Here is a 21,319-nt window from a genome sequence, read left to right as displayed (position 1 = left end):
CGTGGAACTGCTGGAGTACGTCACCGAGCTGCTTCGGGGCACGCTGGGATCACCCTGGCTGTGGGTGATCGTGTTCCTCGTGTCCGGGTTGGACGCGCTCCTGCCGTTCATGCCGAGCGAGACGACGGTCATCACCGTCGCCGTCCTGATCGGCCCGGACTTCCCGCAGCTGGCGCTGCTCGCGCTGGTCTCCGGGCTCGGGGCCTGGGTGGGCGACTGCCTCGGCTACACCGTCGGCGCCGCCGCGGGCCCGCGGGCGCTCGCCCGCCTCCAGCGTGGTCCGGACGGGATCCGGCGCTACGAATGGGCGAAGATCCAGGTGCGGCGCAACGCCGTCCTGCTGATCCTCGCCGCCCGCTACCTGCCCGGCGGCCGCGTCGCGAGTGGCCTCGCCAACGGCAGCCTCGGCTATCCGCCGGGCAAATTCGTCTGGCTCGACGCCGTCGGTGCGAGCGTCTGGGCGGTGTACAGCGTCCTGATCGGTCTCGTCGGCGGAGCGGCCTTCGCCGACGAACCGGAGAAGGGCCTTCTGCTGTCTTTCGCGCTCGGACTGGTGCTGGTCGCGGCGATCGAGATCGGGCGGCGGGTCCGCGTCCGCATCCTGACCCGGCGCCGCGCGGCGGCCGAGACCGGCGACAATGGTTTGTGTGTCGAACCCTGAACGTCGCTATGTGATCTCCTTCGGCTGTCCTGACCGCACCGGGATCATCGCCCGGATCTCGGGTTTCCTCGCCGAGCACGGCGGCTGGATCGTCGAAGCGGCGTACCACACGGACCCGGACACCGGCTGGTTCTTCACCCGCCAGGTCGTCCGCGCCGACTCGCTCCCGTTCGACGCCACCGAACTCCGCGCACGCTTCGCCGAGGTCGCGAAGTCGCTTTCGGCCGAGTCGAGCTGGCAGGTCAGCGACTCCGGTGAGCGACGTCGCGCGGTGATCCTCGTCTCGAAGGCCGGGCACTGCCTCTACGACCTCCTCGGCCGGGTCGCGTCCGGGGAACTGGACGTCGACGTCGCCGCGGTCATCGGCAACCACACGTCGCTGGGCGACATCACCCGCGCCCACGGCATCCCGTTCCACCACGTCCCGTTCCCCTCCGGCAACGCTGAAGCCAAGTCCGCCGCCTTCGCCGAGGTGCGGAAACTGGTCGACGAGCACGACCCGCACGCCGTCGTCCTCGCCCGGTTCATGCAGGTCCTGCCCGCGGACCTGTGCGAGGCCTGGGCAGGGCGGGCGCTCAACATCCACCACAGCTTCCTGCCGTCGTTCGTCGGCGCGCGGCCGTATCACCAGGCCCACGCGCGCGGGGTGAAGCTCATCGGCGCGACCTGCCACTACGTCACCGCCGACCTCGACGCGGGCCCGATCGTCGACCAGGACGTCATCCGCGTCGACCACGGCGACTCGGTCGAGGACATGGTCCGCAAGGGCCGCGACATCGAGAAGGTGACGCTGGCGCGCGGGCTGCGATGGCACCTCGAGGGCCGCGTCCTGGTGCACGGAAACCGAACTGTCGTCTTCTAGTGGTTCACTGAGGTCATGGGGACCTCAGAGATCAAAGTGATCGAGACGCACGAAGCGCTCCGTGAGCACCTGGGCCACCCGGCCGAGCGGACGCGAGGGAAGATCATTCCCCGCATCGACCAGCACGCGCGCACGCTGATCGACCACTCGCCGTTCTACCTGCTGGCGACGGCGTCGTCCGACGGGACCTGTGACGTCTCCCCGCGCGGCGACCCGGCCGGGTCCGTCAAGGTGCTCGACGACAAGACGCTGGTGATGGCGGACAGGCCGGGCAACAAGCTGCTCGACAGCCAGACCAACATCCTCGACAACCCGCACGCCGGGCTGCTGTTCCTGGTGCCGGGCATGAACGAGACGCTGCGCATCAACGGCCGCGCGAAACTGGTCGCGGACGCGCCGTTCTTCGACGACCTCGTGGTCAAGGGCAAGCGCCCGGCGCTGGCGATCCTGATCGAGGTCGAAGAGCTGTACATGCACTGCGCCAAGGCTTTCCTGCGGTCCGCGCTGTGGAAGCCGGACACCTGGCCGGAGCGCTCCAGCCTGCCGACGGCGGGGCAGATCTTCCGGGACCAGATGAAGCTGGACGTCACGGCGGAGGCGCTGGACGCCGCGCTGACCGAAGGCGCCCTCACGACCCAGTATTGAGCCCTCGCGCGCGCTATGAAAGGTCCTTTCCTTGCAAAATTTGCAAGGAAAGGACCTTTCATAGCATCGGGAGGCGGGTCAGACGCGGACCAGCATCTTGCCGGTGTTCGCGCCGCCCAGCAGGTCCAGGAAGGCCTGCGGCGCGTTGCGGATACCGTCCACAATGGTCTCGGAGTACTTCAGCTCGCCGGAGGCGACCAGCGGCGCGACCTCCTTGACGAACTGCGGCTGCAGCGCGAAGTGGTCGCCCACGAGCATTCCGCGCATGGTGAACCGCTTCGCGATGATCGACGCGAGGTTGCGCGGCGCCGCGGCCGGTTCGGTGTTGTTGTAGACCGAGATCATCCCGCAGATCGCCATCCGGCCGTGCAGGTTGATCGAGTCGATGGCCGCTTCGAGGTGGTCGCCGCCGACGTTGTCGAAGTACACGTCGATGCCCTCGGGCGCCGCCGCGCGCAGCTGCTCGATGACGGGGGCGTCCTTGTAGTTGAACGCCGCGTCGAAGCCCAGCTCGTCGGTCAGCCACTTGACCTTGTCGTCCGTGCCCGCGCTGCCGATGACCCGCTTCGCGCCCTTGAGCTTCGCCAGCTGGCCGACGATGGAACCAACCGCGCCCGCCGCACCGGACACGAAGACGGTGTCGCCCTCCTTGAACTCCGCGACGTCGAGCAGCCCGGCGTACGCGGTGAGCCCGGTCATGCCGAGAACGCCGAGGTACGCCGTGACCGGCGCGGCCTCGGGGTCGACCTTCACCGCGTGCTTGGCGTCGACGACGGCGTGCGAACGCCAGCCGAGGCCGTGCAGCACGATGTCGCCCGGTTCGAAACCGTCCACGGTGGACTCGAGCACTTCACCGACGGCGCCGCCGTGCATGACCTTGCCGACCTCGTACGGCTCGGCGTAGGACTTCGCGTCGCTCATCCGGCCGCGCATGTACGGGTCCACGCTCAGCACCTGGTTGCGGACCAGGATCTGGCCCTGCACCGGCGTCGGGATCTCGACGTCGGCGATTTCGAAGTTCTCCAGCGTCGGGACACCGTGCGGACGGGAGGCGAGCCGGATCTCGGTTGCGTTCACGAGGTAACTCCAAGTCTGTTGCGAACCTCAAGCGGGGCGATCGCCCCGTATTCACGACGGGTACAACGAGCTAACCGGGGCGACCATTCCGATTGTGGCGAGCGCTACACGACCTCGGCGAGCTTGCCGAGCACTCCTTCGTAGATCCGCTTGAGGCCGCCGGGCGCGAAGGTCTTCTCGAAGAAGCCGCCGATGCCGCCCGCGCCGTCCCAGCTCGTCTCGATGCGGACGAGGCTGCCCTCGGGCACCTCGCGGACGGTCCAGGTGGTGACCATGCTGGAGTTCGCGTCGGTCTCGACGAGGGTGCCTTCGGACGGCTCGGTCACCGTCGCGGCGACGTCACGCACACGCTTCGACGTCGCCTGCAGCTTCCAGCTCGCCTTCGTGCCCGCGCCGACGCCGCCTTCGGTGACCTCGTAGTCGCGGTAGTGCTCCGTCAGCAGCTTCGGCCGGGTTTCGGCGTAGTCCGCGACGAGCGCCCTGACCTTGTCCGCCGGCGCCTCGATGGTGCGCTCCGCGATGGCCGTGACCTTTCCCATCCCACTCCCTTTCACCCGTGTTGCAAGACAGCGTCCACGATTCCACCGCCGGGCGCAGGAGGAGCGAGCGCCCCCGCCCCCAGACGCCGTGAGGGTGGGCGTGACTCGCGTGATCAAGGACGTGACTCGCGTGATCAGGGACGGAACTCACGTGCTTGGAGGCCGCACTCAGGTGTGCGGCGCCTGATCACGCGAGTGCGGCGCCACGCCACCCCCGACCCCGGATGCCATGAAAGGTCCTTTCCTTGCGAATTTTGCAAGGAAAGGACCTTTCATGGCGTGCGCGGGGGGCTAGATGAGGGATTTCTCCTTCAGCCAGTCCTTCGCGACGTCGCCCGGCTTCTCGCCGTCCGAGTCGACGCGCTTGTTCAGCTCACGCAGCTGCACCGTGTCGAGGGCCTTGCTCACGGCGTTGACGGCGGCCGCGAAGTCGGCGCCGCGCTCGTCTAGGACCTTCTTGTTCACCGCGGGCACGACGTTCTCGGTCGGCACGATGGCGAGGTCGTCCTCCAGCGCCACGAACTGCGGGTCGCTGACGAGCGGGCTCACCGAGTCGACAGGGATGACGGTGACCTTGCCTGACCGCAGCTGCTCGACGCGCGGGCCTGCCTCCTGCACGGTCTGGAAAGTCGCCTTCAGCTTGTAGACGTCCGTGAAGCCCTTGAAGCAGGGAAGCCGCTTCTCGCACTCCGGCCCGCCCGCGACGATGACGTTGTCGACCTTGGACAGGTCGCTGATCTTCGCGAGGCCCTTCTCCTTGGCGAGGTCGGCCTTCACGATGTAGGTGTTCTTGTCCTCCGCCGGCGAGTAGTCCAGCAGGCCGATGCCGTCGGGCTCGAACAGCTTCTTGAGCTGCTCGTGCTCGCCCGCCGCGTCCTTCGCGGCGTCCTTGCCGAAGCCGGTGGTGATGGCGGCGCCCTGGTACTCCGGGATGAACTGGAGTTCGCCGGACTTCAGTGCCGGGTAGATCAGCTCGCGCGAACCGAGGTTCAGCTTGCGGGTGATCGGGTAGCCCTTGGCCTCCAACGCGTTCGCGTACAGCTCCGCGAGGACAAGGCTGTCGGTGAAGTTGAAGGAGGCGACGACGATCGGCGCCCCGCCCTTGCTCTGCGCGGCCGGGGCCGCCGCGTCGTCGCCACCCCCACAGGCGGTCATACCGAGGACGGCGGCGGCGAGCACCGCGCCCACTCGAACATTCCGTGTCCAGCGCACGTGCACACACTCCTATGACTCGTTCAGAGGAATGGACAGTATCTCCGGGTCACGACAGAATCCACATTTTGAGAGTTCCGCCCCGTGTGCTCCCAGAGAACGGAATCGAGCCGTCCGAACGGGGTAGGGTCGGCCGGTGCGAGCCTCCTCCGTGTTCCCCGTACCCGCCCAGGGCGGGCGGCCGCTGTTCGAGTGGCGGTGGGTGGACCGTCACCTCGACGAGATCTTCGAGCGGCTCGGCGAGCACGTGACGCTCACCGCGGTGGCACTGGCCATCGGGCTGGTGGTGTCGATCGGTGTTTCCGTGGTTTCGCTGCGTCGCCGGTGGTTCTACGCGCTCGCGCTGGGCACGGCCGGTTCGCTGTACGTCATCCCGAGTCTTGGCGCCTTCGCCGTACTGGTGCCCTTCACCGGCCTGACGTCCTTCACCACGGCAGTCATCCCGTTGGCGACATACACGTTGCTGATCCTCATCCGCAACATCGTCACCGGGGTCGAGCAGGTGCCCAAGGAAGTCCGCGAAGCCGCGATAGGCATGGGTTTCACGCGTGCGCGGTTGCTGTGGCAGGTCGAACTGCCGCTCGCGCTGCCGGTGGTGATCGCGGGCCTGCGCGTCGCGGCGGTGACCACGATCGGGCTCGTGACGGTGACTTCCATGCTCGGCAAGGGCGGGCTCGGGTACTTCATCCGCAACGGGATCCAGACCGCGACGCCGAACTCGACGTCGATCATCGTCGGTGTCGGGCTTTCCGTGGTGCTCGCGGTCGTGGTGGACCTGCTGCTGTGGCTCGGGGGGCGCGCGCTCGCGCCCTGGTCGCGGAAGGCGGCGTCGCGATGAGCATCATCGACCAGACCATCGAGTGGTTCGGCGAACCGAACCGCTGGAGCTGGACGGACTCGGCGGGCGTGCCGTACCGGACCGTCGAGCATCTTCAGTTCTCCTTGCTGGCCTTGGCGATCTCGGCCGTGCTGACGATCCCGCCCGCGCTGTGGCTGGCGCACTACCGCCGCGCCCAGTTCCTCGCGACGAGCGCGGTCAACATCGGCCGCGCGATCCCCAGCTTCGGGCTCGTGATCCTGTTCTGGTTCCTGGCTTCCCGGCTCGAAGTCGACACGACGTTCTGGCCGCTGATGCTCGCGCTGGTGGCCTTGGCGCTGCCGCCGATGTTCACCAACACCTACGCGGGCGTCATCCAGCTGGAACAGGAAACCGTCGACGCCGCGCGCGGAACCGGTTACCGCGAGTGGCAGATCATGCTGCGCCTGGAGTTGCCGCTCGCGTCGCCGGTGATCCTCGCGGGGGCCCGCGTCGCGTTCCTGCAACTGGTGGCGACCGTCGCGATCGGCGCGATCGTCAACGACGGCGGAGGCCTCGGCCGGTACATTGTGGACGGTTTCGCGCTCGGGGATCCGGGCCACGGCGAGATCCTGGCGGGCGGTATCGCCGTCGTCGTACTGGCTTTGGTGTGCGAGGGCGTATTCGCGCTCATCACGCGTTGGGTGACTCCGCGCGGGCTGGCGATCCAGTCCCGCGCGGACGCCCGAACCTGATCCCCTGACTATTCGAGCAGCCAGATCCAGTACTGGTCACCGTCGAGGATGTGGTGCCGGCTGATGAAGTCGTTCACGGTGTCCTCCATCGCCAAGAAGGTCTTCTCGGGGAGCGGCAGGACGGCGAACGAAGGATTCATCCCGGTCACGTGCCCGGGATGGTGGCCCGCCCCGTCCCTCGTGCTGTTGAACGGATACACGGCGCACTTCATTCTCAACTCGTTCGGACCGGTGTGCCAGTCCGGACCCCACCCCCTCGCGCAGTAGTACTCGGAGCGCGTCTTGCTGGCGTCCTGAGCCGCCTGATGATGGGTCCGTGTGAGCGGGTAGGTGCGCAACGCCGAGATGTCGCCGAGCCACCCCGGGATGTTGTCGCCTTCCGCCCGCCCGGGGTACAACTTGTCGACAGGAGCGTGGATCGCCCGGGACACCAGTCTCCCGTAGTCCCTGGTCGCCGGGTCTTGAAGATCCACGAAGAACAGGGCCGGCTTCTGGAAGACACACTTGCTTCCCTGGACGTAGTCGGCCTCGTCGCATCGCGCTTCGGTCGAGAGGACCGGCGCGTCCGACACCTTGCCGTTCTCGCCCTCGACGAACAGCGTCCGGCCCAGCTTGTACCAGGTACGCTTCTCGGCCTGGATCTCCGGACGATCCTTGGGATCCGAGAGGTCCTCGCCGCGCATGGTGAACGACGTGTACTCGACGGGCTGGGCCTTCCATTCCGCGATGCTCTTCGTGATCCTGGCTTCGGGCACGTCGCAGTCCGCGGTCCCGTCGGTGTTCTTCGCGGCGCACGTCATGGTGGCGCCGAACCGGGTGGTGTCGGGCAGGCCGTGTACGGAGGAGAACTGCATCCGATGGCCGATGACGACACGCCGCTGTGCAGGCTCCATGTTCCGGGTGACGACCACGAATACGACCGCCTCGCCGGTCATCTCACAGCCCTGCTCGGGGCAGGCGTACCGCCGATAATGCAGTTGCGTGAGCTGACAGGTGGAAAACCTGTTTTTGAAGTACCCGTCCGCCGGATTCGGTCGACTGAGAGTACATCCGTCGAAAGTGACCGGCTCGGGTATGTTCCGGTCGGTGAGCGAAAGAAGATTCTCCGCCGGTGGCGACTCCTGCGGTATCTCCAAAGATGTTGCGAGAGCGGCGGTTTGCGTCACACTCGTCATCGATGCGATGAGCAAGACCACCATGGACATCATGAGCGTGACACGAACAGGTCTTCGACGATTCACGGGTGTCCCCATTCTCGAAAACAATGTGGACGCCCAGGCTAAGGGAAGGCCGTCATCGATTTCGCCGTCAGAACGGCCCAAATCCTCCGGCGGAAAAAGCGGCGACAAGAGCAGTCACTTCCGGCCCCAATGACCGATCCTCGGCGACCGGCGGTACCAACTCCCGCAGCCGCGCGTACGCCGCCCGAAGTCCGGGCGCCCCTTCCCCGGAGGCCAGCCACCGCGCCTGCGAACCCGTGATCAGCTCGCAGGCCGTGATGGCCGACATCCGCGCGCAGGCGGCACGGAGCTGATTCCCCGCCGCCCACGCGAACGCCTGCACGTCCTCCTGTCCGGCGGAAGTATCTACAGAGCCCAAAGTCGCGGGCGTGGCCAGCCGCCGCACCGCGTGCAGCTCCCCCACCGCGCGTTTGTGCAACGGCACCAGCCCGGCTCGCGGCCCCGGATCCGGCGTCAACTGCGCGGGCAGACCGCTGAACCGCTCGTCCAGCAACCGGTGCGCCCGCTGCACGCTCACCTCGCCGAGATGCGCCAGCGCCGCGGTCACCGCGTCCATCCGCAGCCCGAGTTCGACGGCGTGGAAACCCGTCGTGGATACGAATTCGCCGTCCAGGAACGCCGGGGAGTCGGTCGGCATCGAGCGTCGCAGTACCTCGCCCAGGTCGTCGGCGACCCGCGTCAGATGGGCGATCGCGCGCGGAGCGACCCGGACGGAGACGGGCGCCTGCACGACCTCCGGCCGTTCGACGGCACCGCGGATCAATTCGCTCACTTCGAGCAGGACCGAACGGAGGACCTTGTCGTCTCCCGCCAGTGACGGACGGTAGACCGCTTGCGGCGCACCGAGAACGTCGATCGCGATCGCCGCGGCCAGCGCCTGGAGGCCGACGAGCCGCCGGACCTCGGTGAGCGCGAAGGCGGCCAGCGTCTCGGCCAGTGGCGAGCCCTGGATGAGCGTCACACCCTCCTTGAGACCCGGCTCGTACGGCTTCGCCAGCACCTCGGACGCGGGCGTCTCGACGCCGTCCACCAGCACGGTCCCGACGCCGAGAAAGGTCTGGAAGGCGTGCGCCAGCGGGATGATCTCCCCGGCGCTGCCCAGTCCCGTCCTCGGCACGGCGGGGGTGAACCCCTCGTTCAGCCTGTCGACGAGGAACTTCACCAGCTCCGGGCTCGCACCCGCCTCCGGGGCGAGCAGATCGCGCAGGCGCACCAGCAGCAGCCAGCGCACTTCCCCGGCCGAAAGCCAGGGCGGGCCGCCGACGGCGCGACCGATCAGCAGGTTCCGCTGGTGCGCGCCCGACGCGGGCGAGGCGACTCCCGCGAGCCGCCCCATGCCGGTGTTCACGCCGTAGACGGGGCGATCGGTCAGCGCGTCGAGGACGCGGGCGCGGTTCTCGCCGAGCCTCGCCAGCAACGCGGGATCGAGCTCCAGGAATCCGGCTTCGAAAGCCGAAGCCAGTACGAAGTCCTTTGTGGACAGCCTCACTCGACGGGGCGCGCGAGGTCTTCGATCACCTCGGCACCGGGAAGCGAGGCGAGCGCCGAGCCCGAGATCAGCAGCTTGCTGCCGCGGATCCCGCTCCCGATGATCAGTTCGGGCTCGTCGGCGACGCGCCGGTCGATCAGGATCGGCCACGAGTCGGGCAGGCCGACGGGCGTGATGCCGCCGTGCTCCATGCCGGTGATCGAGACGGCCTCGTCCATCGGGGCGAAGGACGCTTTGCGGACGTCGAGACGGCGTTTGATCACACCGTTCACGTCGGCGCGGGTGGTGGCGAGGATCAGAGCGGCGGCGAAGCGGACCTCACCGGCACGTTTGCCGGCGACGACCACACAGTTCGCGGACGCCGAAAGCGGAGAGCCGTACGCCTCGCAGAAGGCGGCGGTGTCGGCCAGTTCGGCGTCGATCTCGGCGACACCGAGGGCGTCGGGATCGGACAGGGCGGCGAGTGCCTTGGCGACGGGCTCGGCGAGCAGGTCCGTGCGCGAGGAGGCGGGGACGACGGTGAGGCTTCCGGCGATGGTCCAGGTAGTCACGTCGCCACCCTAATAATCACCAGTTGCGGCCGCCGCGTTGCACCTCGATGAGCTTGGGGCGGACGTCCACGAGGTAGACCAGGACCGCGACCAGTGCGGGCAGCCACAGGATCATGCCGCCGCCGTAGAACTGGAAGAAGGTCATCACGACGGTGGCCCCACCGGTGATGAGCATCCAGATGGGCTTGGTCTTCCGATCCGCGGCCGAGTACGCGTCCGAGCTCTGACGCAGCGCGTGCACGAAAGCAAACAGCCCCGTCAACGCCCCGCCCCAATGGATGATGATGAGGATCCAGTTGGCAACGAACACGACGTCAGCTTACGTCAAACCGGGCGAATGACCCGGGCCCCTGGCGCCGAAGCGGCACCAGGGGCCCTGAGATCACGCGGACCTTACTTCTCGGTCGTCTTCGGCGCGGTGGCCGGCTTCTTGGCGGCCGGGCTGGTGGTGGTGGTGCGGCGCGCGGCCGGGGAGGTGGTCTTCGGCGCGGTCTTGTTGGCGACCTTGCGCGAAGCGGAGCGGGTCTCGTGCGCCAGGTCGTCGCCGAGCTCCTCGACCTCGTCGGCGATCTCGCCCGCGACCTCGGTCACCTTGCGGGCGGTCTTCTCGCCCACCGAGCGGGTGCCCTTGGTGACCTTGCCGAGCACGGTGTCGAGGCGCTCACGGGCGTCGGTGGTCGCACCCTCGACGCGGTCCTGCGCGGTGCTCAGCGCGTCTTCGAGCTGCTCGATGGCCTTCTTGACCTGCGGCTGCGCGGCGATCTTGTCCCACGCCTGCTCGCCGGACTCGGCCAGCTTGTTGTACAGCTTCAGCGCGGCTTCGGTGTACTCGTCGATGACCTTGCGCAGCTCGGCCGGGTCCAGCTTCTCGCGGATGCCCTCGACGTCGTGCGGGAGCTCCTCGATGTTCTTGCGGGCGGTCTCGCCGCTCTCGACGACGCGCTCCTTGGCCTTCGCCACGGCGTCGACGACGGCCTGGCCCGCCAGGTTGCCGGCGCCCAGCGCGGCCAGCAGCGGGGTGCGGACCTGGTCGAGGGCGGTGTGCTTGCGGTCGGTCTTGGTGGTCGTGGCCGTGGTCATGCTGACTCCTTGGATTCGGCGGCTTCTGTTTTCGGTGACGCTGCGTCTTCGTTCTTCGCCTGCGCCGCCTGCTCTGGCTTCGCGGCGGCGTTCTCGCGGCGGAACGATTCGTAGACGTCGAGCAGGACCTGCTTCTGCCGTTCGGTCAGCTCGGTGTCGGCGCGGATCGCGTTGCCGACCGGGCCGCCCGTGGGCAGATCGAGGATTCCCGCTTGCACGTAGAGCGCCTCGGCCGAGATTCGCAGGCCCTTGGCGATCTGCTGCAGGATCTCCGCGCTGGGTTTGCGGACCCCGCGCTCGATCTGGCTCAGGTACGGATTGGACACGCCGGCGAGTTTCGACAGCTGCCGCAAGGAGATCTTCGCGTTGCTGCGCTGCAGTCGGATGTACTCGCCGATGTCGGAAGCGATGTCCGCGACCTTCTCCATCGGTCCGCCCGACGTGGGCTGATCCCGGTTGGTGTCTGCCATCGGTCACCTCCTCGCGACGGCTTCAACGCTACGCGCGAGTGCTAGCTATTGCAAGCACTCTGCTTGCAACCATCGGGTGTGTCGGTGCTCACCCGGCTACCGTGGAGGGATGTCGAACGCGACGCGGCTGCGGCGGCGCCTCGTCGAGCATCTGCTCGCCGAGGGCGTGCTGCACGACGCGCGCTGGATGACCGCGTTCCGCACCGTGCCGAGGCACGTCTTCCTGCCGCGGTTCTTCGTCCCGGCGGCGAGCGGCTGGGCCGCGATGGAGCACGGCGACGACGAGTGGCTCCGCCGCGCCTACTCGCCCGAAGTGCTGGTCATCCAGCTCGACGACGATTCCGGGCTCTGGGAACGGGCGCGCTATCTGGGCGCGCAGCCGGGGACGCCGACGAGTTCGTCCAGCCAGCCGGCGATCATGGCGATCATGCTCGAAGAGCTCCGGGTCGCCGACGGACATCGCGTCCTGGAGATCGGCACGGGCACCGGCTACAACGCCGCCCTGCTCTGCCAGCGGCTCGGTTCCGGCCTCGTGTACACAGTGGACATCGCCCCGGAACTGGTCGACGCCGCGCGCGAGCGGCTCGCGGAGGCCGGGTACGCGCCGTCGTGCGCCGCGGCCGACGGTGCCGACGGCTTCCCGGCGGGCGTCCTCTACGACCGGGTGATCTGCACCTGCTCGGTGTCGTCGATCCCGCCCGCGTGGCTGGAACAGACCGTGCCGGGCGGGCTGATCGTCACGACGCTGAACCGGCCGATCGGCGGTGGGCTCGTCCGGATCGTCGCGGGCGAAGGCGCGACGGGCCAGGGGCGGGTGCTGGCGCGCGACGGTCGCTTCATGCCGTTGCGCGCGCATCGGTTCAAGCCGTCGAGGGTGCCGGACGGCGACGTCGTCTGGCGGCCGACGCCGCTGCCGATGGGAGTGATCACCGAAGTCCGCAGCCGCTTCGAGTTCTTCGCCGGGCTTCAGCTCCCTGGCGTGACTGCCTTGCGGGAAGGCCCGCGCACGGCGCTGGTCCATCCGGACGGCTCATGGGTACGGCATCGGCATGCGGACGGCCGGTTCGAAGTGGCCGAAGGCGGCCCGCGGCGGTTATGGGAAGACATCGAAAGCGCGTATGAGGACTGGCTCGGACTCGGTCAGCCGTGGCGGGACCGGTTCGGGCTCAGCCTCGACGGCGAGGACCAGGTGATCTGGCTGGACTCACCCGAGGGCCGCGTTTGGCCCTTGTGTCCCTGAAAGCAGGCCCCGCACCCACGCCTCGACGTGGTCGACAGCGGCGTCCACCGGGATGCGGGTGGTGTCGAACACCTCGACCGGCGGGTCGAGCGACGGCGCTTCCCGTTGCAGCCACTCGTTGAACTCCAGCATCTCCTCGACCCGCTCCTCGTCCCACTCGCGCCAGGCGGGCCGCGCCAGCAAACGCTTGCGCAGCGCGTCGGGCTCACTGACGAGCGCCAGGTAGTGGATGCCGGAGAAGAAGACGCGCTCGGGCAACCGCTCGAACTCGGGCGGCGCGACGGTGCCGCAGAGCACGACCGGGCGCCCGTTCTGGTGCAGCATCGCCGCCATCCGCAGCCAGGTGGAGCGGAACGCGGGATGGCCGGGGACGTCGTCGCGCAACGCCCCGGTCCACAACACGTCCTGCTCGACCACGAGCGCGAGATCGCCGAGCCGTCGTGCCAGGAGCGGCCCGACCGTCGACTTGCCCGCCCCGCTCGGCCCGGTCAGCGCGAACAGGGGGAGCCGCCGGAACGGCCACCGGTGCGCGCATTCCGCGCACACCAGCAGCCCGCTCTCGACTTGTGGCCGTTCGGCGCGATCGCCGCAGGCCGGGCAGATCTTGAGATCGAGGACCACGGTCAGTCGAAGAGGCCCTCGAGGAAACCGCCCTTACGACGTTTGCCGTGGTGGCCGTACCCGTGCGGGGAGTCCGCGTAGCCGCCACCGCGGTAACCCTTGGGCGAGTCGGCGTGACCGCCCCGGTAGCCCTTCGGGGAGTCGGCGTACCCGCCGCGATGCGGTCGCGGGGAGTCCGGACGGCCGTAGTGCGGCGCCGGCGCGTGCCCGCCACCTCCCTGGTACGGCGGGGGCTGGTGCCCGCCGTAGTACGAGTTCTCGGCGCCGGCGATGGCTTCCAGTTCGCCCCTGTCCAGGAAGATGCCGCGGCATCCCTGGCACTGGTCGATGTGGACGCCGTTCTTGTCGACGGTCTTCATGACGTTCTGACACTTCGGACAAATCACGTATCAGAGATTACGCATTTTTCGCGTCCGAGGTCAGCAGGCGCACAAGCAGAACGGGTGCCCGGCCGGATCCGCGTACACCCGGAACGTCTTCGGGGAGTCGTCGAGCAGCTTCGCACCGATGGCCAGCGCGCGCTCGTGAGCGGCCTCGATGTCGGTGACGTCGAGATCGACATGCGCCTGCTGCGGGTTCTCGGCGGACGGCCACGCGGGCGGCCGGTAGTCCGGCACGCGCTGGAACGAGAACCGCGCGCCGCCTTCCGGGTTCCGCAGGGTCACCCAATGGCCGTCTTCGGCGACTTCGGCCGCCTTCCAGTCGAGCAGCTCGCGGTAGAACTCCGCCAGCGCGACCGGGTCCGGGCAGTCGAGCGCCACCGCGCCGAAGGTCGGTACCGCACCCATGGTTCAGCCTCCCAGATGATCGAGTAACCATTAAAGCGAGTATGCGGGTTATCGGAGCCGATGACAACAGGTCTCGCCCGTACACTGGGCGAGGTGAACACCGACGCGTCCCTGGTGGTCGAGTTTTTGAACACGGTGAACGTCGAACGCGGCGCCGACCTCCTGGACGATCTGGAGACCTGGCAAAACTGGGCCCGGGACCACCGGCTGCGCGCGGATACCCCCGCGGCCGCGCGCGAAACCCGGGACGCGCTGCGGGCGGCGATCGGCGACCCGCGACTGCCGCGGCTCGGCCTGCGCGCCCCGGCGGAGATCGTCCTCGGCCCGGAAGGCCCGGTCCTGGTCTCAGAGACGGTCAGCGAAGCGGTGATGGCGGCCTCGACCCGGCTGACCGTGCTCGGCGACTGGATCCGGCTCAAGATCTGCCCGGCGGACGACTGCCTTTGGGCGTTCTACGACGAATCGCGCAACCGGTCGAGGACGTGGTGCTCGATGCGGGCGTGCGGGAACCGGGAGAAGGCGCGGGCGTGGCGGGCGCGGACGGCGGACGTCTCGACCTGACGCCCCCGCCCCCGCACTTAGTCGACTGCTTGCGGCAGTGAGACACGCGGAACTCGCGTGTTTGGGGACGTCACGGCTTCAAGCACGCGAGATCCGGCGGGCGTCACGACCCGCCGGGACGCCGCGACCACAACTTCTGGGGTCACCCACCCCCGAGTTACCCCCAGGGGTTGTGCACACCGTTAGGCCAAAGACGTGAAAAGCTGTGGATAACCCTGGGGATGACTCCACTTCCTGTGGACAACTCCCGGCGAGGCCTCCGGAGTGTGGTATACGCCGAAGACTCAGAAGAGCAGCTGCGCGACCGCGTAGATGACCACCCCGGCGAGCGCGCCGACCACCGTGCCGTTGATCCGGATGAACTGCAGGTCCCGGCCCACCTGGAGCTCGATCTTGCGCGAGGTCTCCTCGGCGTCCCAGCGCTCCACGGTGTCGGTGATGATCGTGGTGATCTCCTGGGAGTAGTGGGTGACCAGGTAGGCCGCCGCACCCTCCACCCAGTTGTCCACCTTGGACCGGATCTGGTCGTCGGAGACCAGGCGCCCGCCCAGGGTTTCGAGGCCGGTGCGCACCCGGCGCCGCAGCTCGCTCGACGGGTCCTCGGCGGCGTTGAGCAGCATGTCCTTCGCCGTCGCCCACGCCGAACCGATCAGCTTCTGCACCTCGTCGTGCCCCAGCATCTGGGCCTTGACCTGCTCGGCGCGCGCCATCACCTCGGGGTTGGTCTGCAGGTCGAGGGCGAATTCGCCGAGGAACTTGTCCAGCGCCAGCCGCATCGGGTGGTTGATGTCGGTCTTCACCGCCCACACGAAGGACAGCACCTCGCCGTAGACCTTGTCCGCGAGCATCCCGTCGACGAACTTCGGCGACCAGCTCGGCGCCCGGTCCGAGACCACGCGCAGCATCGTCGTGTGGTTGTCCCGCACCCATTCGTAGGCGCGGTCGCACATCAGGTCCACCAGTTTGTGGTGCGCCCCGTCGGCGAACACGCCTTCCAGGATCTTGCCGAGCGGCGGGCCCCACGGCTTGTCCACGATCCGCTTGACCACGGCCTGTTCCATGATCGCCTGGACGTCTTCGTCGCGGAGCACCTTGACCGCGGCCCGCACGACCGTCGCCAGTTCGGACGTCACGCGTTCGGCGTTCCGCGGCTCTGAGAGCCAGCCACCGAGCCGCTTCGAGACCTCGACCCGGCCCAGCTTCTCCCGGACCACGGACTCGGACAGGAAGTTCGAGCCGACGAAGTCACCGAGGCTGCTGCCCAGCGCGTCCTTCTTGTTCGGGATGATCGCGGTGTGCGGGATCTTGATCCCCAGCGGATGCCGGAACAGCGCCGTCACCGCGAACCAGTCGGCGAGCGCGCCGACCATCCCCGCTTCGGCGGCGGCACGGACGTAGCCGACCCAGCCCGGCCAGCCCGCGGCTTCGGCCCAGCTGGTCAGCAGGAAGATCACCGTGGCGCCGAGCAGGAACGACAGCGCGACCATCTTCATCTTGCGCAGGCCGCGGCGCTTCTCCTCCTCGGCGGCGCTTCCACCTGGCGGATCGGCTGGGGTCACCTTGGCGGGCGTCAGTTGCTCCACACGGCCATTGTCCGTGAGGATGGCTGATCGTGCGCGAACCTGTCCTCGTACCCCGCCTCCAGCCCTTCACGTCGACCATCTTCGCGGAGATGACGGCACTGGCCGTCCGCCACGAAGCCGTCAACCTCGGCCAGGGTTTTCCCGACACCGACGGACCCGCCGGAATGCTCGACGCCGCCAAGAACGCGCTGTTCGGGGGTGCGAACCAGTACCCACCGGGCCCGGGGCGCCCCGAGCTGCGCGCGGCGATCGCACGCCATCGGCTCCGCTACGGCGTCGAGTACGACCCCGCCACCGAGATCCTGGTCACCGCCGGTGCCACCGAGGCCATCGCGGCGTCGCTGATCGCGCTGACGCAGGCGGGCGACGAGGTCATCGTCATCGAGCCGTACTACGACTCGTACGCGGCCGCTGTCGCCATGGCGGGCGCGGAGCGGCGGGTCGTCGGCCTGGTGGAACGTGACGGCCGGTTCGCGCTGGACCTCGACGGCCTGCGGGCCGCGGTGACCGGCAGGACCAGGGCGATCCTGATCAACTCGCCGCACAACCCGACCGGCACCGTGTTCACGCGCGCCGAGCTGGAAGCCGTCGCCGCGCTCTGCGTGGAGCACGACCTGATCGCGATCACCGACGAGGTGTACGAGCACCTGGTCTTCGACGACGCCGAGCACCTCCCGCTGGCGACCTTCCCCGGCATGCGCGACCGCACCGTGTCGATCTCCAGCGCGGGCAAGACGTTCAACTGCACCGGCTGGAAGATCGGCTGGGTCTGTGCGAGCCCGGAGCTGGTCGCGGCGGTGAAGGCGGCGAAGCAGTTCATCACCTTCGTCTCGGGCGGCCCGTTCCAGCCGGCCATCGCCCACGCGCTGGACCACGAACTGCCGTGGGCCGAGGACCTGCGCACGAGCCTGCAGGGCAAACGGGACCGGCTCGCGGCCGGCCTCGCGGAGGCGGGGTTCGCGGTGCGGCCGACCGCCGGGACGTATTTCGTCTGCGTCGACGTCCGCCCGCTCGGCTTCGAGGACGCCGCGGAACTGGCCTGGGAGCTCCCCGAACGGGTGGGCGTGGCGGCCGTGCCCGTAAAGGTGTTCACCGATCACCCGGACGAGTGGAAACATCTGCTGCGTTTCGCGTTCTGCAAGCGCAACGAGGTCATCGACGAAGCGGTCACCCGATTGCGCAAACTCCGGTGACTCGTCCGATGTCCTTCACGCCCAGCCGCCCTTGTCGAGGGACCGTCCGAGCCGGTCCAGGCACCGTCTTCGCACCCTGCCCACACTGGCCGGGCTGATCCCCAGCTCCCCCGCGAGCTGGGCGTAGGACAGCTCCGGCCGGTGTGCGAGCAGCCACATCAGCCGCCGGTGCACGTCCGGCAGGCGATCGACAGCCGCCCAGAGCGCGCGGTCGCGTTCGGCGCGGACGACCTCCGCCTCCGGGGTCGGCTCGCTGTCCGGAGCCATCCCGGCATCCGGGAGCAGGCGCGGCGTTTCCCGCCTGTTCCTGGTGATCATCCGGAGCGCGCGGCGCCGCGCGGTGGTCGTCAGCCACGCCCCGAGCTTCGCTTCGTCGCGTAGCGCGCCGGGCGCGCGAAGCAGTTCCAGCCAGGCTTCCTGACAGACGTCCCTGGCGTCGGATTCGGTCAGGCGATAGGTCTTCAACGCGCCGAGCACCACGGCCGAAACCGCTTTCACGTCCCACATCCCGGACTCTCCTCTCCCGGCGGCTCGCGTCCGCCACGTCGATCACCGAACGCGACTTCGACGGCACGCACCGCAGCAGGGATCCAGAAAAGGTCAGGTCACCGAGGATTTGAGTAGTTCCACCCGGACCCGGATGGCCGCCGGGCACACACCGAGAGTGATCAACTTCGGTACTCCATGCACCGGAGCCGATTGCGTCGTTCCGCCTAACGGGCTGGATCAGCGGCGGCTGAAGTGAAACACTCCCCTCCGGTGCTAAAACTGGCGCAGCCCCGGGGGACCTGCGACCTGACCGGAAGAGACCCCAAGCAAGATCGAACTCACGCGGAGAACGTGGGTTTCCGGCGCGGACGGTGGTGATTGCTGTGAGCGGTGCGGCAGTCGTGTCCCGTCACGGCCTCACCTCCCCGAAGACCGGCTTGCGAATTCTTTTCGCGGGCGGGCTCGCGCTCACCGGTTGGCTTCTCGGCGCCGTCCTGTCCACTCCGGCTTCGGCCGAAGAACAGACCCCCGTGACGCCGGAGACCTCTGTGGTCCAGCCCGCGAACGACGCGGGATCCGGGAAAACGACTACTCCAAAAGAGTCCACTTCGGACTCCGGCGCGGTCGAGGCCACGAAACCCGCTGAGGCCACCGAAACCCCGAAGACCGAGGCCCCGAAGGAAGAGCCCGCTCCCGTTTCGAGCCAGGAGCCCGAGGCCACGTCTTCCGAGAGCCCCACATCTTCCGAAAGCGCCGTCGAGGAAAAGGCCGTTTCGAACGCGAGTTCCGTCGAGAAGACTTCTTCTCCGGAGCCGTCGAAGAAAACCGCGAAGCCCCAGGCGTCCAACGGTTTGCTGGGCGGCCTCCTCGGCGGCGTGCTGGACCTCGTCGCGAACACGGTCGGCGGAGTCGTCGAAACCGTCGGCGGGGTCGTCGGCGGAATCGGCGAACACGTCGTCGAGCCGATCGTCAAACCCGGTCCGTGCTGCGGATCGAGCAATCCGGTGATCCTGCCGGGCACCGGCGGCGTGCTCGACCCCGTCTTCGGCGGCGGCTCGGGGCAGTCGGCGGGTGGCTCGGTCACCATCGCCGTCCCGGCCAAGACGGCCACGCCGGCCGCGCCCGCGCCGAACACGCCGGACCCGCGTCCGTTCGTTCCCGCCGGGACCCCCGCTCCGGCGGCGGCCACCCAGCAGAACCACCGCGTCACCCTGCCCGTCCAGGTCAAGGCCGATGCCCAGGCCGCTCCGGCCACGCTCGCCACGTCCGACACGCACGCGTCCCGGGACGGCGGCGGCTCGGGCGGCGGCGGTGGCCTGCCGAGCACCCCTGTCGCCCCTGTCGCGCCCACGACGAGCGCCCAGCCCGGGCACGACCACTCCGGCGGCGGCCGCGGGCCGCTCGCCGTGCTCGACGCCGGAATCCCCGCCACGCAGCTGAAGCTCCTCGGAACCGGCTGCGACCACGAAGGCGAGCGCACCGGCAGGGAAGCCGCGCTTCCCACCACTTCCCCCGACTGACCTGACCGGGTCGCCGGGGAGAACCACGTCCAAACCAAGATCAACTTCGGTTTCCGACGTCTGCTGAGTCCTCGGTAATCAGTCGCGTTTTCGCCTGCCCTCTTTCAGGCATCCCTCTGTCTTCCCGAACGGCCGACCGCGCCCGGCCGGTTCGGATCCCGGCCCCGGCGCCGCGCTGCCTCTTGCGGCGCCGGGACCAGCACCGGGTGGACTCCGGGGGCTTCTGCTCACCGCGCCGAGCAGGAGCCGGCCAAGCTCGAAGTCCGCCTGAACCGCGGGCGGTTCCCGGCACGTCGAGGGGCTGTGCCGGGTAACCGCCGCGGTGCCCGCCTGCGAGATTCGGTCTCGCAGGCGGGCCGGATAGCCGGTGCGCTGGTCGTGCGGCGCCGATGCCCTCCCTGGAGCATCGGCCGCCCCGCCGGCGCACCGGCTATTTCCGTTTCAGGTGACCTGGACGGCCACCGGGGCGACCGTGGCGGGGGTCGCGCCCACCGAGGCGGCGGCCGCGCCCAGCCGCCGCACGGCCTCGAAGAGCCTGTCGGCCGGAAGCGCGTACGGCAGCCGCAGCCAGCGCTCGAGTCCGCCGTGGACACCGAACCGCGAGCCCGGCGCCACCTGCACCCCGTGCCCCGCCGCCGCGACCGCCAGACGCGTGCTCATCGGCTCCGGCAGACGGCACCACAGCGAAAGCCCGCCGGACGGCAGGGTGAACGTCCACTCCGGGCAGTACCAGTTCAGCGCCCCGGTCAGCGCGTCGCGCAGGGCCAGCGTCTCCTCGCGACGGTGCGCCAGCGCGGCCCCGCCGTCGTCGAGCAGTTCGGCCAGGACGAGCTGCTCGAAGACCGGCGACCCCAGGTCGACGGCGAACCTGGCCGCGATCAGCCTGCCGATGACGTCCTCGGAAGCGCGGATCCAGCCGAGCCGCAGCCCGGCCCAGTGCGACTTCGCCGCGGAGCCGATCGTGATGCCGAGATCGCCCGCGAACGCGCCCAGCGGCGGCGGCCCGTCGACAGGATCGCCTTCGAGGTCCAGTTCGACCAGCGTCTCGTCGATGATCGCGGGCGTCCGCGCGCGGCTCAGCGCGGCCGCGAGCCGCTCCCTGCCGACGGCGTCCAGGCGCAGGCCCGTCGGGTTCTGGAAGTCCGCGACGAAGTACGCGAGCCTCGGCGCGGACTGCCTGAGCGCGGCCTCGATCCCGACGATGTCCCAGCCGGTGGCCGGGTCCAGCGGCACCGGGACCGGGATGGCGTGCGCGGCGCCGATGGCTTCGAGCGAGTTCGGGTACGTCGGCTGCTCGACCAGCACCCGGTCGCCGGGACCGGCCAGCATCCGCAGGACCTGCACGAACGCGTGGTGCGCGCCGTTGGTGACCATCACCTGGTCGGCATTGGTCGGCAGCCCGCGTTCGGTGTAGCGGCGGGCGATCCGCTCACGCAGGATCCGCAGGCCGCGGACGTGATAGCCGTTCTCGCCGAGGTGGTCCACCAGCGACTTCCGCGCGGCGTCGACGCCCGCGACCAGGCCGGGGATGGCGGGCGGGCAGGCCTGGGCGAGGTCGATGAGGTCCTCCCCGGACGGCAGGATCGTCTCCCTGCCCCGGCCGCCGGGAGACGCGATCCAAGACCCGGCTCCGCGACGGCTGGCGACCAACCCGTCGGCCCGCAGTTTGTCCAGCGCGGCGCCGATCAGCGTGCGGCTGACCTCCAGCGCGTCGGCGAGCTCCCGTTCGGCGGGGAGTTTCGTGCCGAGCGGCAGTCTGCCGTCGAGGACCAGGAGCTCGACCGCCGCCGCGAGATCGGCGGCACCGTGTCGAGAACCACTCTGCCGCCACCCTCCCAGCAAAATGGCCAATTTCGGGCCTGAAACGCGTCCAGTCAGCGGGATCAGCGGTTCCATAAGGCCAATTGTTCCAGATTGGCCATGGTCAAGGTAGCCACTTACCCCTG

24 protein-coding genes are annotated in these 21,319 nt (G+C 69.0%); 9 read left to right on the top strand and 15 right to left on the bottom strand.

Features of this window, described 5'->3' with window-relative positions; translation table 11 throughout:
- Position 1: 1 nt before the first annotated feature.
- Genes ACFOSH_RS09650 through ACFOSH_RS09640 form a run of 3 tightly spaced genes read left to right on the top strand, consistent with a single transcriptional unit; the run spans position 2 to position 2,168 of the window.
- On the top strand, positions 2–661 hold the full coding sequence (locus tag ACFOSH_RS09650) for a DedA family protein (RefSeq protein ID WP_378238388.1): 660 nt from the start codon (positions 2–4) through the stop codon (positions 659–661).
- Positions 639–1,523: a formyltetrahydrofolate deformylase gene (purU, locus tag ACFOSH_RS09645; protein ID WP_378238386.1), complete on the top strand. Its 885-nt coding sequence runs from the start codon at positions 639–641 to the stop codon at positions 1,521–1,523. Before ACFOSH_RS09650 ends, purU begins: the two co-directional genes overlap by 23 nt.
- 15 nt (positions 1,524–1,538) lie before the next feature.
- Complete coding sequence (locus ACFOSH_RS09640) at positions 1,539–2,168, top strand: pyridoxamine 5'-phosphate oxidase family protein (RefSeq protein WP_378238385.1); 630 nt, start codon at positions 1,539–1,541, stop codon at positions 2,166–2,168.
- Positions 2,169–2,246: 78 nt separating this feature from the next.
- Here the strand turns inward: ACFOSH_RS09640 and ACFOSH_RS09635 are convergent, their stop codons facing one another.
- The 3 genes from ACFOSH_RS09635 to ACFOSH_RS09625 form a co-directional block, all read right to left on the bottom strand.
- On the bottom strand, positions 2,247–3,245 hold the full coding sequence (locus tag ACFOSH_RS09635; protein ID WP_378238384.1) for an NADP-dependent oxidoreductase: 999 nt from the start codon (positions 3,243–3,245) through the stop codon (positions 2,247–2,249).
- Positions 3,246–3,349: 104 nt separating this feature from the next.
- On the bottom strand, positions 3,350–3,784 hold the full coding sequence (locus tag ACFOSH_RS09630) for an SRPBCC family protein (protein ID WP_364200485.1): 435 nt from the start codon (positions 3,782–3,784) through the stop codon (positions 3,350–3,352).
- Positions 3,785–4,075: 291 nt separating this feature from the next.
- Entirely contained in the window at positions 4,076–4,972 is an 897-nt protein-coding gene (locus tag ACFOSH_RS09625; RefSeq protein WP_378238818.1) for an ABC transporter substrate-binding protein, read from the bottom strand.
- Positions 4,973–5,147: 175 nt separating this feature from the next.
- On the opposite strand from ACFOSH_RS09625, the gene ACFOSH_RS09620 reads away from it, so the two are divergent.
- Together ACFOSH_RS09620 and ACFOSH_RS09615 are read left to right on the top strand one after the other, a co-directional pair.
- Positions 5,148–5,834, top strand: a complete 687-nt coding sequence (locus tag ACFOSH_RS09620; protein ID WP_378238817.1) for an ABC transporter permease — start codon at positions 5,148–5,150, stop codon at positions 5,832–5,834.
- Positions 5,831–6,547, top strand: a complete 717-nt coding sequence (locus ACFOSH_RS09615) for an ABC transporter permease (protein WP_378238382.1) — start codon at positions 5,831–5,833, stop codon at positions 6,545–6,547. The genes ACFOSH_RS09620 and ACFOSH_RS09615 overlap by 4 nt, the downstream gene beginning before the upstream one ends.
- Before the next feature lie 8 nt (positions 6,548–6,555).
- Here the strand turns inward: ACFOSH_RS09615 and ACFOSH_RS09610 are convergent, their stop codons facing one another.
- The 6 genes from ACFOSH_RS09610 to ACFOSH_RS09585 all read right to left on the bottom strand — a co-directional run bounded on the left by ACFOSH_RS09610 (position 6,556) and on the right by ACFOSH_RS09585 (position 11,336).
- Positions 6,556–7,482 (bottom strand): transporter, encoded by a 927-nt coding sequence (locus ACFOSH_RS09610; RefSeq protein ID WP_378238381.1) that lies wholly within the window; start codon positions 7,480–7,482, stop codon positions 6,556–6,558.
- Between the two features lie 373 nt (positions 7,483–7,855).
- Positions 7,856–9,277: an aromatic amino acid lyase gene (locus ACFOSH_RS09605; RefSeq protein ID WP_378238380.1), complete on the bottom strand. Its 1,422-nt coding sequence runs from the start codon at positions 9,275–9,277 to the stop codon at positions 7,856–7,858.
- Positions 9,274–9,828: a YbaK/EbsC family protein gene (locus ACFOSH_RS09600; protein ID WP_378238379.1), complete on the bottom strand. Its 555-nt coding sequence runs from the start codon at positions 9,826–9,828 to the stop codon at positions 9,274–9,276. Before ACFOSH_RS09600 ends, ACFOSH_RS09605 begins: the two co-directional genes overlap by 4 nt.
- Before the next feature lie 16 nt (positions 9,829–9,844).
- Positions 9,845–10,138: a DUF2516 family protein gene (locus ACFOSH_RS09595; RefSeq protein ID WP_378238378.1), complete on the bottom strand. Its 294-nt coding sequence runs from the start codon at positions 10,136–10,138 to the stop codon at positions 9,845–9,847.
- An 83-nt stretch (positions 10,139–10,221) separates the two neighbouring features.
- Positions 10,222–10,908, bottom strand: coding sequence for a hypothetical protein (locus tag ACFOSH_RS09590; protein WP_378238377.1), 687 nt, complete (start codon positions 10,906–10,908; stop codon positions 10,222–10,224).
- Positions 10,905–11,336, bottom strand: a complete 432-nt coding sequence (locus ACFOSH_RS09585; RefSeq protein WP_378238816.1) for a helix-turn-helix domain-containing protein — start codon at positions 11,334–11,336, stop codon at positions 10,905–10,907. The genes ACFOSH_RS09590 and ACFOSH_RS09585 overlap by 4 nt, the downstream gene beginning before the upstream one ends.
- Before the next feature lie 151 nt (positions 11,337–11,487).
- On the opposite strand from ACFOSH_RS09585, the gene ACFOSH_RS09580 reads away from it, so the two are divergent.
- A complete protein-coding gene (locus ACFOSH_RS09580; protein ID WP_378238376.1) occupies positions 11,488–12,618 on the top strand; it encodes a methyltransferase domain-containing protein in 1,131 nt (376 codons plus the stop codon).
- Here ACFOSH_RS09580 and ACFOSH_RS09575 read toward each other — a convergent pair.
- Genes ACFOSH_RS09575 through ACFOSH_RS09565 form a run of 3 tightly spaced genes read right to left on the bottom strand, consistent with a single transcriptional unit; the run spans position 12,583 to position 14,027 of the window.
- Entirely contained in the window at positions 12,583–13,239 is a 657-nt protein-coding gene (locus tag ACFOSH_RS09575) for an AAA family ATPase (protein WP_378238375.1), read from the bottom strand. The two genes, ACFOSH_RS09580 and ACFOSH_RS09575, sit on opposite strands and share 36 nt — an antisense overlap.
- 2 nt (positions 13,240–13,241) lie before the next feature.
- Positions 13,242–13,625, bottom strand: coding sequence for a TFIIB-type zinc ribbon-containing protein (locus tag ACFOSH_RS09570; RefSeq protein ID WP_378238374.1), 384 nt, complete (start codon positions 13,623–13,625; stop codon positions 13,242–13,244).
- A 33-nt stretch (positions 13,626–13,658) separates the two neighbouring features.
- Entirely contained in the window at positions 13,659–14,027 is a 369-nt protein-coding gene (locus ACFOSH_RS09565) for a VOC family protein (protein ID WP_378238373.1), read from the bottom strand.
- Positions 14,028–14,087: 60 nt separating this feature from the next.
- Between ACFOSH_RS09565 and ACFOSH_RS09560 the strand changes: the two genes are divergently transcribed.
- Positions 14,088–14,588 carry a CGNR zinc finger domain-containing protein gene (locus ACFOSH_RS09560; protein ID WP_378238372.1) on the top strand — a complete coding sequence of 167 codons (501 nt, stop codon included), beginning with the start codon at positions 14,088–14,090 and terminating at the stop codon, positions 14,586–14,588.
- 284 nt (positions 14,589–14,872) lie between these two features.
- Here the strand turns inward: ACFOSH_RS09560 and ACFOSH_RS09555 are convergent, their stop codons facing one another.
- Complete coding sequence (locus ACFOSH_RS09555; RefSeq protein WP_378238371.1) at positions 14,873–16,171, bottom strand: DUF445 domain-containing protein; 1,299 nt, start codon at positions 16,169–16,171, stop codon at positions 14,873–14,875.
- Between the two features lie 29 nt (positions 16,172–16,200).
- On the opposite strand from ACFOSH_RS09555, the gene ACFOSH_RS09550 reads away from it, so the two are divergent.
- Complete coding sequence (locus ACFOSH_RS09550; protein ID WP_378238370.1) at positions 16,201–17,364, top strand: pyridoxal phosphate-dependent aminotransferase; 1,164 nt, start codon at positions 16,201–16,203, stop codon at positions 17,362–17,364.
- Positions 17,365–17,379: 15 nt separating this feature from the next.
- Here the strand turns inward: ACFOSH_RS09550 and ACFOSH_RS09545 are convergent, their stop codons facing one another.
- Entirely contained in the window at positions 17,380–17,871 is a 492-nt protein-coding gene (locus ACFOSH_RS09545; protein ID WP_378238369.1) for an RNA polymerase sigma factor, read from the bottom strand.
- Positions 17,872–18,236: 365 nt separating this feature from the next.
- Between ACFOSH_RS09545 and ACFOSH_RS09540 the strand changes: the two genes are divergently transcribed.
- On the top strand, positions 18,237–19,373 hold the full coding sequence (locus ACFOSH_RS09540; protein WP_378238368.1) for a hypothetical protein: 1,137 nt from the start codon (positions 18,237–18,239) through the stop codon (positions 19,371–19,373).
- Between the two features lie 441 nt (positions 19,374–19,814).
- Here the strand turns inward: ACFOSH_RS09540 and yczR are convergent, their stop codons facing one another.
- Positions 19,815–21,269, bottom strand: a complete 1,455-nt coding sequence (gene yczR / locus ACFOSH_RS09535) for a MocR-like transcription factor YczR (protein WP_378238367.1) — start codon at positions 21,267–21,269, stop codon at positions 19,815–19,817.
- Positions 21,270–21,319 lie beyond the last annotated feature (50 nt).

The sequence above is a fragment of the Amycolatopsis speibonae genome, assembly GCF_042647925.1.
Lineage (GTDB): Bacteria > Actinomycetota > Actinomycetes > Mycobacteriales > Pseudonocardiaceae > Amycolatopsis > Amycolatopsis speibonae.
This window is presented reverse-complemented; position numbering and strand designations above follow the sequence as displayed.